The following is a 16,210-nucleotide window of genomic DNA, read 5'->3' as shown; positions in this document are numbered from 1 at the left end:
TTTTGAACGCGGATGAACGCAGATAAACGCGGATGATATGGATGGTTTATCTGTTTTTCATCTGATGATTTTTATCTGTTGTTTTTATCTTCCGCCAACGGTAATAGAATCAACCTTAATATGGGGTTGTCCAACAGTTGTATAAATACTGCCACTAACAGAACCACAAAAGCCGGGAGCTAATTCTAAATCTTGAGAACATAGGGAAATTTTATTCATAATTTCCTTAGCTTCACCGATGAGGGTAGCACCTTTTAATGGTTTAGTGATTTTACCATTTTCTATTAAGTAAGCTTCATCAACGCTAAAGTTAAATTGACCGGTTGGTCCGACACTTCCACCTCCCATTTTCTTACAATAAATGCCTTTATCAACGGAGGCAAATAGGTCTTCTGTTGTGTGTTCACCACAATCAATATATGTATTTCGCATCCGACTAGCAGCAGCAAAGGTGTAATTTTGACGGCGGCCACTACCTGTTCTGGGGTGTCCAGTCCGCACTGAACCGGTTCTATCAGCTAAGAAGTTTTTGAGAATGCCTTTTTCAATTAATAATGTTCTTTGAGCGGGCATTCCTTCATCGTCCATGTCAATAGTCCCAAAGGCATTATCAGCCCGTCCTTCGTCCCAAGCAGTCAGGCTTTCATGGGCGATTTTTTCACCTTTTTTATCAGCAAATGGTGTGGTTTTGCGTTCAATTTGGGTGGTTTCTAAAAGGTGTCCACAGGCTTCATGGAAAATTACACCGCCAAAATGATTGGCCATGATAATGGGGTAAGTTCCTGATTCTACGTAATCTGCGTACAGCATTTTACCAGCAGATTCGGCGATTTGTTCGGAGGCTTGTTGATAATCCCAGGTTCTCAGGAAGTTAGCGTCACTGGTATTACCCGCCCGTTCAGCAATGGAGGAACGGTTAGCACCGTCAGCACAAAGCAGATTAAAGCCGACGGACTGGGTAAGGCGAATATCACGGGCAAATGTACCATCACTGGCAGCAACTAATACTTCTTGCCAATCACGGAAGTAGGAAGCGCGGCGAGATTGGACGTGGGTAGCTTTTTTGTTCAGTTGGGCTGTACCATCAAGGAGGACTTCTCCCATTTCCCGGATAGAACTACATAAGGGTAGCCAAGCGTCTTTACCGCGTTTGCTGGCGTAGTCTCTGAGTAATTCTAGGTTGATTTCGGGAATGAAACCACTAGGACCTGGTAATTGTAGTCCCAAAATAGAAAGCGCTTTTTCTAAGGCTGCTTTTAAACCCGCAAATGTGAGGTTATTGGTGCTAACGTAGCAGTCAGCTTTACCGCGAAATACGCGCACTCCTGCACCAGTAGCTAAACTGGGGGAAATGCTGGTAATGGTGTCATCTTCCGCTAAACAACTGATGTAGTTGCGGCGTTCTAGGAAGTATTCCACAAAATCTGCCCCAGCGGCGCGTCCTAGTCCTAAAAGGGTTGCCAGGGGGGCTTCCCAAGTGTCATCGAAGCGTTCTGTGGTGGATGAATATTGTAAACTGGGGAGTTGATTCGAGAGAAGTAGGGTGTTTGTAAGCATGAAGTGCCTCGTCTGCTGGCGTTATCTATAAGATGTAACTGAAATAATCCTGGTGTGTTCAGTCTAACAAATCTATGAAAGTCGTTGTTGGCATTTAGGCTGTAGGGTTTTCCGCCATTTGCAGATAAATTTATTTAATACTTTCATCATTTTCGGTGACTACTGAGGAAACTTGACAAGCTTATGATATTGTTTATCCAACTATCAACACCCTCTTTTACCTGACTAATTATCTTTGACAGAGGGTGGATAATTGCCGACTTAATTAGATTAGATTTAACTTGCAAAAGTTCCTGAAAAAATTGACTTAAAACCAATTTTTTTTCAGTAATTTGTTACTAACAATGACCACACATATCAACAAACCAAACTGAATTTGCCAAGGCGCTAATATTAAACTCACAAGAAAAATGATGGCTGTGAAAACACCAGCAATATTGGTAATTTCATCATCATTTCTTTTGAAGAGATAGCCAGTAATTACACCCATAGATAATGTCATTAGGAAAAATAAAGGCATTTGAACTCACCTCGAAACTACGAACTACTGTTTAATACCAGTAGATTTGCGCCATTTTCGGCAGCGTTATTTATGTTATACTTAACCAAGGGAAAATGGCAATACATTCAATATTAAGCCATAGTGTAGCTATTTGCAAATGGTCTGATGATTTGGGATATGAAAGTAATGACGTGACTGATAACCCGATTCTGAGTTAAGTGATATAATAATATCTATTGATGCTAATATTAATTTCTGAAAATCCTTTAATTGAAATAACAAATGTTGAATATTTCTCAACTGCTTGCAAGTGAATTAAAACTTAAACCCCACCAGGTACAAAATGCACTGGAACTTTTAGCCGAAGGGGCGACAATTCCCTTTATTGCGCGTTATCGTAAAGAACGAACAGATGAAATGGATGAAATGCAATTACGGGATTTGCAAGATAGATATAATTACTTAACAGAATTGGAAGAAAGAAAAAAAGTAATTGTGAATGCGATCGCTCAACAAGATAAACTTACTCCAGAACTAAACACAAAAATAGCATCTTGTTTACAAAAAACTGAACTGGAAGATTTATATTTACCCTATCGTCCTAAACGTCGTACCCGCGCTACCATTGCTAGAGAAAAAGGTTTAGAACCTCTGGCAATATTCATTAAATCGGTGAATGTAAAAAATGGGATTTCTGTATCATTAGAAGCAGAAGCAGCAAAATATATTTCCGAAACTTTGGGAGTAAAAAATGCAGATGAAGCTTTAAAAGGTGCATCGGATATTTTAGCGGAAGAAGTAGCAGAAAAAGCCGAATTACGGGCATATATCCGGGATTTTTTCCTAGAAAATGGGGTATTTATTTCTCATATCAAAGATGAACATCCCCAAGGGACGACAAAATTTGAAATGTACCGAAATTATCAAATTAAAGTCAAAAATATTGCTCCTCATAATATGTTGGCTTTATGTCGAGGAGAAGATGAAAAAATTCTCAATTTTGAAATTGCTTTTGATGAAGATTTTGTTTTGGGTTATTTAGAATCACAAGAAATAAAAACCAAAGTTAGCAACATTCGGGACTTTTATCAAGGAATGTTAAAAGATGGTTTTAATCGCTTAATGAAAACCTCATTAATTAGCGAAGTTATCAAAGATAAAAAAACCTATGCTGACATAGAATCAATCAAAACCTTTGAAACCAATTTGCGAGAATTACTATTATCAGCACCAGCGGGAATGAAACCGACAATGGCCATAGATCCTGGCTTTAGAACTGGTTGTAAAGTAGCTATTTTAGATGAAACTGGCAAATTCTTAGAATATCAAGCCGTGTTTCCCCACCAAGCAGCAGAACAACGCCAAAAAGCGGCACAAACTATCAAAAAATTACTGGAAAAATACCAAATTCAATTAATAGCTATTGGTAACGGTACAGCCTCACGGGAAACAGAAGAATTTATCGCCGAAATATTACCAAATATAGCCCATAAACCAGTTAAAGTTATGGTAAATGAATCTGGTGCATCTATATATTCTGCTAGTGAGGTAGCAAGGGAAGAATTTCCTGATTTAGATATTACCGTGCGGGGTGCAATTAGTATTGGTCGCAGATTACAAGATCCTTTAGCAGAACTAGTTAAAATAGATCCTAAATCAATTGGTGTGGGACAATATCAACATGACGTTGATCAAAAATTACTGAAAAAGAAATTAGATGAAACCGTAGAAAGTTGCGTTAACTATGTGGGTGTAGATTTGAATACTGCTTCCAAAGAACTGCTAACATTTGTTTCAGGAATTACCCCAACCATAGCCAATAATATTATCACCTATCGCAACGAAAATGGAGCATTTACAAATCGTCGTCAACTTTTAAAAGTAGCAAAATTAGGACCAAAGGCTTTTGAACAAGCCGCAGGTTTTTTAAAAATTCGTGATAGTGAAAACCCCTTAGATAATACCGCAGTTCATCCAGAAAGTTACCCTTTAGTAAAGTCTATAGCTGCTGATTTAGGATTATCTTTAAATCAAGTTACACAAATTGCGGAAAACCTGAAAAAAGCCAACATTAAAAAATACATTACCGACACCATTGGAGAACCAACCTTGCGGGATATTCTCAGGGAATTAGAAAAACCAGGAAGAGATCCTCGTGCTGAATTTAAATATGCTACCTTTAAAGCAGGAATCAAAGAAATTAAAGATCTAACCGTAGGAATGGAACTAGAAGGAATTATTACCAATGTTGCTAATTTCGGTGCTTTCGTTGATATTGGTGTACATCAAGATGGTTTAGTGCATATTTCCCAACTTGCTGATAAATTTGTAGATGATCCCAAAAAAATTGTTAAAGTTGGACAAGTAGTTAAAGTACAGGTTTTAGAAATCAACGAAAAACTAAAACGCATAAGTTTATCAATGAAGGGAATCAAACAATAAGTTAATTCTCTCTGGGACTATGACTGAAAAAATCTTAAATTAGTATGGCCATTTATCAAATTCAACTCATCAACCCTAACCTAAAATTGAATCGCACCATTCAAGTACCAGATGATCAATATATAATTGACATAGCGGAAGAAGTTGGTATTCGTTTACCATCAGGTTGTAAACAAGGAGAATGTTCCGCTTGTATTGCTAAACTTATTAGTGGAGAAATTGATCAAAGTGAGCAAAAATTTCTGCGTCTCCAGGAAATTCAAGCTGGTTATGTTGTTACCTGTGTCAGTTATCCCTTATCTGATTGTGTATTAGAAACTCATCAAGAACAGGTTTTATATAAATCTTCTCTTTACTATAGTAATCAAACCTAACGGGATTTAGATCCCTGACTTCTTTAAGAAATCGGGGATCTTTTCTTTTCGTCTAACCTAAGATAGATCAAGATTCTACCTAAGTAAAGATGTCAAATATTAATCTATCTTTAAAAATAGTAGTTAGCACTGATATCGCTGTTATAGAGGTAAAAATGTTGGGATATTTTTTCATCGCACTCGCTACAGCTTTAAGTTTGTTGATTGTTGATTTAGTTGTTCCTGGAGTAGATATTGCTAACTTTCCCTCAGCTTTAATTGCTGCTGTTGTCATTGGTTTAATTAATAGTGGAATTAAACCAATGATTAATATCTTATCTTTACCCTTGACATATCTTACATTAGGTGGTTTTTCTTTAATTGTCAACGGAATTTGCTTTTGGTTAGCATCAGTTTTAGTTCCAGGTTTTCAAGTCCAAGGATTTATTGCTTTTATTATCGGTCCTGTAATACTGTCTTTAGCGAATACATTTCTCAGCAAATACTTCGCAGAAAAAGGTTTTCAGTTACAAGATAGTCAATAAACCCAATTTCAAAAATAGGAAATATCCATGAACTTATTGCGTATACTTCTCGGTTTATTTTTACCTCCTTTGGGGGTTTTCCTCACAGTTGGATTTGGTCCAACTTTGTTAATTAATATTTTGCTTACCCTCCTGGGTTGGCTTCCTGGTAGCATTCATGCAGTTTGGGTAATTGTCAAGCATGAAGAAAACATTAATAGAGAGGAAGGTACTTATTAATTTTGTAGGGTGCGTTATCAACGCACCTTTACAGCAGTTTCCAATATCATGAGGTACAGATATGAGGTACAGATATTAATGATAAAAATCTTGTGGTGCGGGCATCTTGCCCGCTAAAATTGTACGATATTATGAGGTACAGATATTAATAAAATCTTGTGGTGCGGGCATCTTGCCCGCTAAAATTGTACCTCATTCAGATGAAATTCACTGTATAATAAATAATAAAAATATTAAATTAATCATAATCATAATGGTGGGTTACGAAGACAGCTAACACACTCTACAAGTTAAGATATTTTATTAATTTTTTAATTTTTTAATTTAATTGCAAGTCTCTAATAGAATAGGTTAATAGGTTATAAATAAAAATAATGAGTAAATTAAAAATTATCAAAATTAATTTACTCATTTATATAGAAATTTTCAAAAAACAATTTTCAAAAAACAAAATTGCGGATATTAAGCCCGAATATCTTTATCTTTAAATAAATCAGCCGTGGCTAATAGTAACTCCCGCAAAGTTTGTTTTAATTGACGTTCTTGTTTAGCTATTGCTGAACCTGCTTCTGCTAACTTCTGTTCTAACAGTGAGTATTTTTCCTTTACTTGTAAAGTAATAGATTCAGCTTGTGGATGGGATTTATCATACCATTGTTTTGCTTCATTCAAATAATCTTGTACTTCTTGATTGCTTCCGCTATAACGTGCAAATAAATTGGCTCGGACAATTGCTAATTGTGCTTGTAATTGTGCATAACGTTTTGTTAATAATCCCACTTCTTCACTATCTTTAATAGAATTAATTGCTGAATTAATAGCAATTTTTGTATCAACAGATTTATCTTGACTTGTTTCTACTATCTTTGTAAAAATTCTTTCAATTTCAGTTTGTAGTTTTTCTTCCTCTTGATCTAATTTTGCTTGTAACTGCTTTATTTCTGCCTGAGTTTGAACGATATTTGAGTGTTTTTTCAGATTTATCGCTTCCATAGCACCTTCAATTGAAGCTACTACCCCTTCCTTAACTTCACTGCTTTTCTCTTGTAAATTATCAATGACAGTAGAAACAGCATCATTAACTAAATTACTCAGTTCATGAGAACCTTCTTGAAATTCAGAACTGACTTGAGAAACAGCAGATTTGACAATTTCTCGAATGCGTTCGGACTTTAATTGTCCCGTTTCTTTAGCTTGACGTAGATCTAATTGAATTTGTTCTTTAATGTTCTTATTCATGGCTATATTTAATGAAGATATCACGCAATACTTATATTCAGTATGGTAAAATATTTTTGTTATTAACACTCCCTAAAGATAGAAAATCATATCTATCTCAAGGTAGTATATTCAACGACTAAAAGTCGCTACTACACAAGCAAAATCCGCCGACACGGACTCAGGAATGAGAAATTTTTAACCCACCCAGGTGGGTTTTGTCTGTATAGTCGGGAATTTTATTCACCAGATTTCTTAGTTAAATGTTGCCAATTTATGAAATAATTAATATTGATCAATAAATAAATTTTAAATTATGTGGCAAGTAAATATCACTTGTGATGATCAATCTTGGAAAGTTTCTGGTGTGGAATTTAAGAAAATAGCAGAAAATTACAAAAGTGAATTAATTGGTTCTAAAAAAATGCCCGACGGAAAACGCATTATGTCTTATAAAATTGAAGATATCAGCGAAGCCGAGGCTTTTGCAGAAGAATGTACAAAATTTGTCGGTTTTACAGGAGATTTTGCATCTTTATGAAAAAAATGGTAACAAAAATGCTAACATTGATATTATTCACTTTTTGCTTGTGGATAATTAATTCTACTTCACCAGTTAACGCCTTAAATACTTCTCAAGGTGCAGAAATTTTTGATTTCCATTGTGCTGGTTGTCATATTCATGGAGAAAACATCATTAGACGTGGTAAAAGTTTAAAAAAGAATGCACTCAAAAGATATAAAATGGATTCTTTGGAAGCAATTACAGCCATTGTCACCAATGGTAAAAATAATATGTCAGCTTACAAAGAAAGATTGACAACAGCGGAAATTCAACAAGTTGCAAATTATGTTTTGGAACAAGCAGAAAAAAACTGGAAATAACAATATAAAAACTATGATTTTACCTCAAGAAAGCTATTTACAATTTACCCCGGATTTGAAAATTTGCCGAATTTTAAATGGAATGTGGCAAGTTTCGGGAGGACATGGACGCATTAACCCTAAAACTGCGATTGATTCCATGTTTCAATACGTAGATTCTGGTTTTACCACTTGGGATTTAGCAGACCATTATGGACCAGCAGAGGACTTTATTGGTGAGTTTCGTCGTCAATTAATCGCAACTCGTGGAGAGGAAGCTGTAAATAATATTCAGGCTTTTACAAAATGGGTTCCTCGTCCTGGGAAAATGACGAAAAAATTGGTTGAGGAAAATATTGATATCTCTTTGAGAAGAATGAATGTTAAATCATTGGATTTAATGCAGTTTCACTGGTGGGAATATCGAGATCCTAATTATTTAGATGCTCTCAAATATATGGTAGAATTGCAAACAGAAGGTAAAATCAAACATTTAGCTTTAACTAATTTTGATACGGAACATTTGCAAATTATTACCGCAGCAGGAATCAAAATTGTTTCTAATCAAGTGCAGTTTTCTCTCGTAGACAGAAGACCACAGGTAAATATGGTTAATTTTTGTCAAGAACATGATATTAAATTGTTTACCTATGGTACTATTTGTGGTGGTTTGTTATCAGAAAAATATTTGCAAAAACCAGAACCTAAAGGCTTAGAAATAAATACCACCAGCTTGAGAAAATACAAACAAATGATTGATAATTGGGCTGGTTGGGGACTATTTCAAGAGTTACTAAATACCTTAAAAACCATTGCTGATAAACATCAAGTGAGTATTGCTAATGTGGCTGTAAATTACATTTTAAATCAGCCAGCAGTGGGGGGTGTAATTGTCGGCGCTAAATTGGGAATTGCAGAACATTTGTCAGATAATGCTAGGGTGTTTGGTTTCAATTTAGATGCAGAAGATATCGGGAAAATAGATGCAGTTTCTCAACATTCGCGGGATTTATATCAATTAATTGGTGATTGTGGAGATGAATATAGACGATAATTGAATAATAACATCCCCGACTTCTTTGATATTATTGTCAATATATTATAGATCTATATTAGAAGTTGGGGATCTAAACACTACTATCGCATACTTCACCGCAAAAATCGGACAGTTTCCCCCCAATATCACTTTTTTGAGAAAGATATGGACAAGAATACCACTATTGTTTATATTAATAACCTGTACTGATCATAAAAATAAGGAAATAATTTTGACTACATTTGCTAGTTATAAATCAACAGCATCTAAGTGGATTACTATATTTGATTCACCTTTTTATCCAGATTACTTAGATGAGGCTAAAATACTTTATGAAAAAGTACAAATACGCTTTATAGAACTTGTTGATAAAGCACAAACTTCCACAGAATTACTAGAAATTATCACCAAAGAGCCTACTTCTTTGCGAATTCAATTACTCAGAATCTTTCGTAGATACGTCTCTCCAGATACATCAGTTGAAATGACTAAAAAGAAAGGTGACATTCCTAATATTATCATAAACTTTAGTGATAAATTTCGTCCGATAGAGGAAGTTAAACAAAATTTGCAAAGCCGTCCTATACCTGATGAAATTCTCATGGCACTTCTTTTTCAACATAAGGGAAAAGGAGAAAAAGGGTATGATTTAACAGAAAGTTTTTTCTTATGGTTTAACAAGGTATTTAGCCAAAATTATTCTATCCAAGGACCAGTTCGTGGGGGGAAAGATGTCATGTTGCATAAGGCTTTGAATAACTTTCCATCTCAAATTCCTGCGGATATGTTAATTTCTCGCTTAGATGGTACTCCATTAGTAGTTGGATTTGCTCGTTATGACTCCGACAGAGGAGGTTCTCAAGAAGATGATAGAATAGGAGGAAATCGAGATAAAATCACAGAAATTTTGGGTTATGCTAAGACATACAATTTACCATTAAAAGTATTGATGCTGAATGATGGTCCTGGATTACTTCTAGGTTCTATGTGGAATGATTACGCTAACTTAGAAAAATATGGACAAAGTAGAGTGATGGTTTGTACTTTGAAAATGTTAGACGAGAGATTTACACAAAGCTGGTTAGATAGTTAAGTTTACTATGCCAATTTTTGATGATTTGATCAGAAATTAACTCTAAATTTTCTGATTCTTCAATATACAAGTCTAAGCCTGTTTTTAAAATTCTACTAACGTCAATTAAGTTTATTTGTTTATATTTACAACCATCATTTTTACCATTAACAAAATCACCCATTACTTCACTACCATTAACTAACCGTTGAATTATAGTATCAATAGATAATGGAGAATTATCAATACCTATCCATTTTCTACCTAATTCTTCAGCTACAGTTAGAGTAGTTCCACTTCCCGCAAAGGCATCTAAAACAATATCTCCTAGATTTGATGAAGCCATAATTATCCGTTTGATCATCTCTGAATTTTTCTCCGTTGGATAACCAGTGATTTTAATATTTTGATTGTGAGCGTCTTTAAAATCAAGCCAAATGTCTTGAATTGAAATCCCCTGACTATTATCTAAATATACTTTTCGTCTAGGATTACCTGTTGAAGACCAATATATTTCCCCTCTTGCATCCATTTCATCTAATGTTTCTGGTGTATATTGCCAATGTTTACCGGGAGGTGGTAAAATACCCCTCCAAGGTTGACCACTTGCTCCTTTTCTTACCCCTGGAGCATGAATAGGAACTTTTTTATATAGTCTTCCTGTTCCTTCTTCCACATATTGATATTCTTTTTTAATCGAGTCTTCTGTCCAAGCTTCAAAAGGTTGATTCCATACATAATTATCTGTTTTTGTATAAAAAAGAATAAAATCAGCAACATTACCATATTGTTTGCGTGTATAGTTTTTAGGATTACATTTTTTTCTCGTAATCCAATTACGAAAATTTTTAACTCCAAAAATTTCATCCATGATAATTTTTATAGGAAAAGCCATTTTTTCATCTAAATGTAGATAAATAGAACCTGCTTCTGATAGAATTTCTCTGATTAAAATTAGACGTTGACGCAAAAATTCTAAATATTCTGCACCTTCCATGAGATCATGATAAGCATGATTGCTATTACGAGACTCAAAACTGCTACCTGTGGAGTATGGAGGATCAATGTATACTAAGTTAATTTTTCCGGCAACATTCTCATTATTTAATAATGTGCGAAGAACGTTTAAATTATCGCCATATATTAATTGATTTCTAGGATATCCTTCAACGCTAATTATATGATTTAAGTTAGCTGCCTGAATTTTCAATATATCTTCTACAGGCATTTTTCCTTCATATTCAATTCGGAAAGATGTTGTATTTTGTTTGTGATTACGTCCATTTTTACTAGGTATTCCCGTTGCCATATTGTTTAAAATTTTGACTTTTTTATAATTATACTATTAAGATACTTTGTGATCAACATGGCTTTTTTGTGTCTCGCAATCTTTCGTAGAGATCCCACTCGCGGAGCGTGCCGAAGGCATAGGGTAGTCGCTAAGGAGCAAAGACGCAAAGGAACATGAGCCTAAGCGTTGCGCGACCTAGTAATCGCAAACTTTCCCCCAAACATCACTCTAACTATCAAAAATGACTAACAAAACTATTCCCAATGGCTACCTCCGTAAAGTCCATCATATCGCTTTTAATATCCAAAATATGGCAGCATCTCGCTATTTTTACCATTAGGATCAATTTTAGCACCTAGCCTAAATTTTTCTGAATTTTATCTGATAATAAAACTAGTCTCCTCAAGCAAAACCTATGGAAACCCTCACTTTAAACATACCTCCCGCAGTAAATTTAACAGATGAGCAGTTTTATCAACTTTGCATTGCCAACGAACCTTGGCAATTAGAACTTACCCAAACCGGAGAATTAATTATTATGCCCCCCACAGGTGGAGAAAGCGGAATTATAAATGCTAATTTAAGTACAGATTTAGGTTTATGGAATCGTCAAACTAAATTAGGTAAAGTATTTGACTCCTCCACCGAATTTAAACTACCCAGTGGTGCATATCGCTGTCCTGATGCAGCTTGGGTAAAACTAGCACGTTGGGATGCTTTAAGTCAAGAAGAAAAAAAACGGTTTCCCCCCCTTTGTCCTGATTTTGTGGTGGAATTGCGATCAGAAACGGATAGTTTAGAAAAATTACGCACTAAAATGCGAGAATATCAAAATAATGGGGTGCTTTTAGGTTGGTTAATTGATCCACAAACACCCTTGGTAGAAATTTATCGTTACGGAAAAGATGTAGAAGTTTTAAATTTTGATTTTGACAACCCACCCAGACTTTCTGGTGAAGATATTTTACCAGGCTTTATTCTCAATTTGCAGATAATTTTAAATCCATAGATTCTAAATTTCGGGATCATGATTTCTCAAAAAAATATTCCCAATGGCTACCTCCGCAAAGTCCATCATATCGCTTTTAACGTCCAAAATATGGCAGCATCTCGCCATTTTTATGGTCATATTTTAGGCTTACACGAACTCACAGGAGACGAAATACCAGAAACATTAATAGAACTTGTCCATGCTGGTAAAGTCGCTAATTTCATCACTCCTGACGGCACAATTATAGACTTATTTGCAGAACCAGAATTATTACCACCAGATCCAGATCCCAGCAAGTCTTTTACTAGAGCATATCATCTAGCCTTTGATATTGCTCCAGAATTATTTGATCAAGCCGTTGCTGTGATCAGAGATAATAATTTAGTCATTGCTTATGGTCCGGTTTCCCGTCCCACAGGTAGAGGGCTGTATTTTTATGACCCCGATGGGTTTATGATTGAAATTCGTTGTGATCCTCATTAAATGCGAACATGGAAAAAGTTTTAAAAGTTCTTAACGACGTAATTACTAACCCACCAATTCCCCACGAACCCCATAAACAATCTTTAAAAAATTGGGCTATGTATTGTTTACGGGATAGAGGTTTTATAGTTATTTTTGCCCAAAATGCTGATTTTGCTGTCCAGTTTAAAAACGGAGAAAAGTTCTATTTTAGAGTTACCAATAATGCCGATAATTTAGATAATAGTATTAACTGGATTGTTTGGGATAGCACCACCAAAACAACCAGCTTCATTCCTCAGTCCTAGTTAATTATTACAGCCCGCTATACAAGTATTTGATTTTACTATAATTTCCATATTTCTGAGGAAGAGAGGGTAAAAGGAAAAACTTTTGTGACTGTAATGGGGTTTTTAAAGCCTCTCCCCCCGTGGGGGAGATGTTGACCAGAGGGGTTTTTCTGTAAACTAAGGACTTTCCAAACAACCTCTTAAATTTAGTCTGGGTTGGCTGGTAAACTAGCGAATAGCTGTTTAACTAACTGCTGAGTTTTATTTTCTAAATTTTGCCATTCTACATCACCATATTCGTCAATTAAGTTGGGATCAATATCAACTGCCCCCCGCTCTGGACTATAATTGAGAAAACATATTTGATAACACAAATCCCATAAGTCTATATTTACTCGTTCCTGTTGATTTTCCAAAAGTAAATGATATCCTGGATAAGGCATTGGCAAACTAGCAAGAGTTTCTTTAATTTCCTCTACTTGTGTTGGTGTTGCGGTTTCCATTTCCCGCACCAACTCAGTTACTAAAGACTTTGTTTCATCACTTGTGTTAGCAGGCCAGGTCAGTACATCTTGGTAAGTCCCTTGCCAATTGGATGTATCAAGCTGCTTACGAATATTATCAATCACACGAATAAAAGCAGGTTGCATCAAGATTTCAGCTTGCTGCCATGAGGTATAATTAGTGATTTTAGGTAGCATTCCTAGTCAATGGGGATACTGATAGTAAAATTAAGGATTTTGTTTGATGAAAGAATTGTACTTTTAATTTAAATCTTTTCTCAAGATACCTGATCTCAGGGGAGGAAATTGGGAGATATTGACTACTATGGGTAAAATTAGCTTATAAAGCTGGGGAGGGAAATTATGATAGGTAAATTGCTAGATCATCGCTACCAAGTCATTCGCATTTTGGCCACGGGAGGATTTGGTCAAACCTATATTGCCCAGGATACCAGAAGGCCAGGCAATCCCATCTGCGTGGTTAAGCACTTGAAACCTGCCAATTCTGACTCTAATATCTTTACTACTGCTAAACGGCTATTTCACAGCGAAGCAGAAACTTTAGAAAAATTGAGTAATCATGACCAAATCCCCAGACTTTTAGCTTATTTTGACGAAAATCAAGAATTTTTTCTAGTCCAAGAATTTATTGACGGCCACACCCTCCAGGAAGAACTTATCCCCGGACAGCCTTGGAGTGAAGCCCAAGTCATACAAATGTTGTTGGAAATTTTGCAGATTTTAGAGTTTGTTCACCAAGAAGGTGTAATTCACCGCGACATTAAGCCAGATAATATCATTCGCCGCGCCGCTGATTATAAATTAGTTTTAGTGGACTTTGGTGCAGTTAAACAATTACGTTCACCCCTGGTGACAGTAGGTGGACAAAAAACTGCTACTGTAGCTATTGGTACTCCTGGATATATGCCTACGGAACAAGGTCAAGGTAAACCCCGTCCTAATAGTGACCTTTACGCTTTGGGAATTATCGCTATTCAAGCATTAACAGGAGTATCTATTACCCAATTACAAGATGACCCAGATACAGGGGAAATTAACTGGCAGCATTTAATACCTGTTAATTCTGATTTAGTAGCCATTTTAACAAAGATGGTGCGTTACCACTTCAAAGAACGCTATCAAACAGCAACGGAGGCTTTACAAGCTTGTCAAGAATTGGTGAATATCATCCCAGAATTTTCCCAAACCTCCCTAGCTCCTAAGATTATTTATCAATCTCCTCAAGTTATATCTTCAAGATTGACACAAAAAACAATGGCGGTTTCTCCCGCTAATCATATTCCTTCTTCATCTCTTCCTGAACAATCTTTTCCCCAAGATACCAATAAACCCGATCCTTTACCTTTATTAATTGGTATATTACTAGCGGGTGGTGTCGCGGCTTTATTTACAAATATATATCCCAATTTTAAAAATTTAACTGTTAATTGGACGGGAGAAAATAGCAAATTAATAAGTAAATGCTTGGCTGTAGTTACGGCTGATTCTAATATTCGTTCTGAACCCAGCGCTATCAATTCTGATAATATTTTGAAAACTTTGGGTGTGGCCAGTGAGTTTGAGGTGACGGGTAAGCAGACAAAGCGAGGTTGGGTAGAACTTAAACTTTCTTCTGGCAGGTTGGTCTGGGCCCATTCTGATGTCATTTCTAATCGTGAAAGCTGGATTTCTTGCCGTCGTGACCAAGGTTTGGCTATACAAACTGTAGATGATATTCCTTTAATTACATCCCGGCCAATTCCTTCAGTTCCGGCAAAATCTGTGGTGGTAAATCCCACAGCAAAGCCTTCTTTAAAGCCTTCTTTACCCGCTACTCAAGATCAGGTGAAAACGGTAGATAAAGCCAGAGAAAAGCTTGAATCAGGAGATTTACAAGGAGCAATTTCTCTGCTCAAGTCAACATCGGGAAATGCTGTTTCTAGTATTAAACAAACCGTTGATACTGTCAATCAATGGCAAAGTGATTGGGCAAAAGCAGAAGCTTTAGCTAATGATATTAATAAGGCAATTGATAATGGTAAATGGGACGAGGTTTTAGCTTATCGAAACCAACCAGAAAAGCTGCCTAATATTAAATATTGGCGGGATAAAATAGAACCAATGTTTAAACAAGCTGCTGAAAATGTCGCTAAACAAGCATTACCTAAAGAACATAAACCAAATCCTTCAGAAACACCAAAGAATGGGGTTTAAAATCCTGTATCTACAACTAACATCCCCTGTTGATTTAGTTATTTAGAAGCACTAACACTGATTCTTGTCACCAGGGTTATTAATATTTTTCTCAGCATTAAACTTAGGTGTTTCAGTGGTGTCTATACAAGCAAATCTGACTCTCATAACCCTGATTTTATCACCATCTGCAATTTGTTTAACTTGGTATTTTTATTCTATAGAATCATTAAAAGATTGGTTATCCTGAATTACAATAAATTGACTAGGTTCAGTAATTTTTAATTGGTTTATCTGTCCTTGTTTTTGGGGTACAACATTAATAATCTTGACATTTTTACCTTGTATGGAAATAGGATTAGGAGCATCAGGTATTTGATTAAAAATCTTTTCTGGTATAATTAATTCATAAATTTTCTTGTCTTCTCCTAAAAGTTTAAAAGATTCAACTTCACCCTTTTTAGTCCAGCCATTAATTTTACCTGAAATTTCTAATTTACTGGGACTGTCAGGTTTATAGTTAGGAGGACAATAAAAATCAACAGAGCCTATAGAATTTTTTTCAGGGAACGTCGCACATTTTAAAACTTGCTCGGTTCTTTCAGAAATCTTAATTATAGTAGTTTAACTTAAGAATGAGACAAAAAGAGTATAAGATTGAAGAGAGAAGGT

At 35.6% G+C, this 16,210-nt stretch carries 17 protein-coding genes; 12 read left to right on the top strand and 5 right to left on the bottom strand.

Annotation, left to right across the window (positions count from 1 at the left end):
• Window positions 1–84: 84 nt before the first annotated feature.
• Together ACIR131C_RS0120780 and ACIR131C_RS0120775 are read right to left on the bottom strand one after the other, a co-directional pair.
• The gene (locus tag ACIR131C_RS0120780; RefSeq protein WP_028091709.1) at window positions 85–1,557 is read right to left on the bottom strand and encodes a TldD/PmbA family protein; all 1,473 of its coding nucleotides are present in this window, start codon (window positions 1,555–1,557) and stop codon (window positions 85–87) included.
• Window positions 1,558–1,864: 307 nt separating this feature from the next.
• Window positions 1,865–2,077, bottom strand: coding sequence for a hypothetical protein (locus tag ACIR131C_RS0120775; RefSeq protein WP_028091708.1), 213 nt, complete (start codon window positions 2,075–2,077; stop codon window positions 1,865–1,867).
• A gap of 264 nt (window positions 2,078–2,341) precedes the next feature.
• Here ACIR131C_RS0120775 and ACIR131C_RS0120770 point away from each other — a divergent pair, with 264 nt between their 5' ends.
• The 4 genes from ACIR131C_RS0120770 (at window position 2,342) to ACIR131C_RS0120755 (ending at window position 5,618) form a co-directional block, all read left to right on the top strand.
• Window positions 2,342–4,501 carry a Tex family protein gene (locus ACIR131C_RS0120770; protein WP_028091707.1) on the top strand — a complete coding sequence of 720 codons (2,160 nt, stop codon included), beginning with the start codon at window positions 2,342–2,344 and terminating at the stop codon, window positions 4,499–4,501.
• A 44-nt stretch (window positions 4,502–4,545) separates the two neighbouring features.
• A complete protein-coding gene (locus ACIR131C_RS0120765) occupies window positions 4,546–4,875 on the top strand; it encodes a 2Fe-2S iron-sulfur cluster-binding protein (RefSeq protein ID WP_028091706.1) in 330 nt (109 codons plus the stop codon).
• A 155-nt stretch (window positions 4,876–5,030) separates the two neighbouring features.
• A complete protein-coding gene (locus ACIR131C_RS0120760) occupies window positions 5,031–5,399 on the top strand; it encodes a phage holin family protein (protein WP_028091705.1) in 369 nt (122 codons plus the stop codon).
• 27 nt (window positions 5,400–5,426) lie between these two features.
• Window positions 5,427–5,618 (top strand): YqaE/Pmp3 family membrane protein, encoded by a 192-nt coding sequence (locus tag ACIR131C_RS0120755; RefSeq protein WP_028091704.1) that lies wholly within the window; start codon window positions 5,427–5,429, stop codon window positions 5,616–5,618.
• Window positions 5,619–6,080: 462 nt separating this feature from the next.
• On the opposite strand, the gene ACIR131C_RS0120750 is transcribed toward ACIR131C_RS0120755, so the two are convergent.
• Window positions 6,081–6,857 (bottom strand): hypothetical protein, encoded by a 777-nt coding sequence (locus tag ACIR131C_RS0120750; protein WP_028091703.1) that lies wholly within the window; start codon window positions 6,855–6,857, stop codon window positions 6,081–6,083.
• A 295-nt stretch (window positions 6,858–7,152) separates the two neighbouring features.
• Here ACIR131C_RS0120750 and ACIR131C_RS0120745 point away from each other — a divergent pair, with 295 nt between their 5' ends.
• The 4 genes from ACIR131C_RS0120745 to ACIR131C_RS0120730 all read left to right on the top strand — a co-directional run bounded on the left by ACIR131C_RS0120745 (window position 7,153) and on the right by ACIR131C_RS0120730 (window position 9,829).
• Window positions 7,153–7,377 carry a hypothetical protein gene (locus ACIR131C_RS0120745; RefSeq protein ID WP_028091702.1) on the top strand — a complete coding sequence of 75 codons (225 nt, stop codon included), beginning with the start codon at window positions 7,153–7,155 and terminating at the stop codon, window positions 7,375–7,377.
• Between the two features lie 17 nt (window positions 7,378–7,394).
• Window positions 7,395–7,721, top strand: coding sequence for a cytochrome c6 PetJ (petJ, locus tag ACIR131C_RS0120740; RefSeq protein ID WP_155963216.1), 327 nt, complete (start codon window positions 7,395–7,397; stop codon window positions 7,719–7,721).
• A gap of 13 nt (window positions 7,722–7,734) precedes the next feature.
• Window positions 7,735–8,754, top strand: coding sequence for an aldo/keto reductase (locus ACIR131C_RS0120735; RefSeq protein ID WP_028091700.1), 1,020 nt, complete (start codon window positions 7,735–7,737; stop codon window positions 8,752–8,754).
• A 214-nt stretch (window positions 8,755–8,968) separates the two neighbouring features.
• The gene (locus ACIR131C_RS0120730) at window positions 8,969–9,829 is read left to right on the top strand and encodes a hypothetical protein (RefSeq protein WP_028091699.1); all 861 of its coding nucleotides are present in this window, start codon (window positions 8,969–8,971) and stop codon (window positions 9,827–9,829) included.
• On the opposite strand, the gene ACIR131C_RS0120725 is transcribed toward ACIR131C_RS0120730, so the two are convergent.
• Window positions 9,804–11,117 (bottom strand): site-specific DNA-methyltransferase, encoded by a 1,314-nt coding sequence (locus ACIR131C_RS0120725; protein WP_028091698.1) that lies wholly within the window; start codon window positions 11,115–11,117, stop codon window positions 9,804–9,806. The two genes, ACIR131C_RS0120730 and ACIR131C_RS0120725, sit on opposite strands and share 26 nt — an antisense overlap.
• 397 nt (window positions 11,118–11,514) lie before the next feature.
• Between ACIR131C_RS0120725 and ACIR131C_RS0120720 the strand changes: the two genes are divergently transcribed.
• The 3 genes from ACIR131C_RS0120720 to ACIR131C_RS0120710 are packed head-to-tail and all read left to right on the top strand — an operon-like array spanning window position 11,515 to window position 12,860.
• A complete protein-coding gene (locus ACIR131C_RS0120720; RefSeq protein WP_028091697.1) occupies window positions 11,515–12,108 on the top strand; it encodes a Uma2 family endonuclease in 594 nt (197 codons plus the stop codon).
• A gap of 18 nt (window positions 12,109–12,126) precedes the next feature.
• Window positions 12,127–12,573, top strand: coding sequence for a VOC family protein (locus ACIR131C_RS0120715; protein WP_028091696.1), 447 nt, complete (start codon window positions 12,127–12,129; stop codon window positions 12,571–12,573).
• An 8-nt stretch (window positions 12,574–12,581) separates the two neighbouring features.
• Entirely contained in the window at window positions 12,582–12,860 is a 279-nt protein-coding gene (locus ACIR131C_RS0120710; RefSeq protein ID WP_028091695.1) for a hypothetical protein, read from the top strand.
• A gap of 188 nt (window positions 12,861–13,048) precedes the next feature.
• Here the strand turns inward: ACIR131C_RS0120710 and ACIR131C_RS0120705 are convergent, their stop codons facing one another.
• Window positions 13,049–13,543: a hypothetical protein gene (locus ACIR131C_RS0120705; protein ID WP_028091694.1), complete on the bottom strand. Its 495-nt coding sequence runs from the start codon at window positions 13,541–13,543 to the stop codon at window positions 13,049–13,051.
• Window positions 13,544–13,708: 165 nt separating this feature from the next.
• On the opposite strand from ACIR131C_RS0120705, the gene ACIR131C_RS0120700 reads away from it, so the two are divergent.
• Complete coding sequence (locus ACIR131C_RS0120700) at window positions 13,709–15,559, top strand: serine/threonine protein kinase (protein ID WP_028091693.1); 1,851 nt, start codon at window positions 13,709–13,711, stop codon at window positions 15,557–15,559.
• Window positions 15,560–16,210 lie beyond the last annotated feature (651 nt).

It is taken from the genome of Dolichospermum circinale AWQC131C (assembly GCF_000426905.1).
Taxonomy (GTDB): Bacteria; Cyanobacteriota; Cyanobacteriia; order Cyanobacteriales; family Nostocaceae; genus Dolichospermum; species Dolichospermum circinale.
Note: the sequence above shows the minus strand (reverse complement) of the source record. Positions and strands in the feature narration are given on the sequence as shown.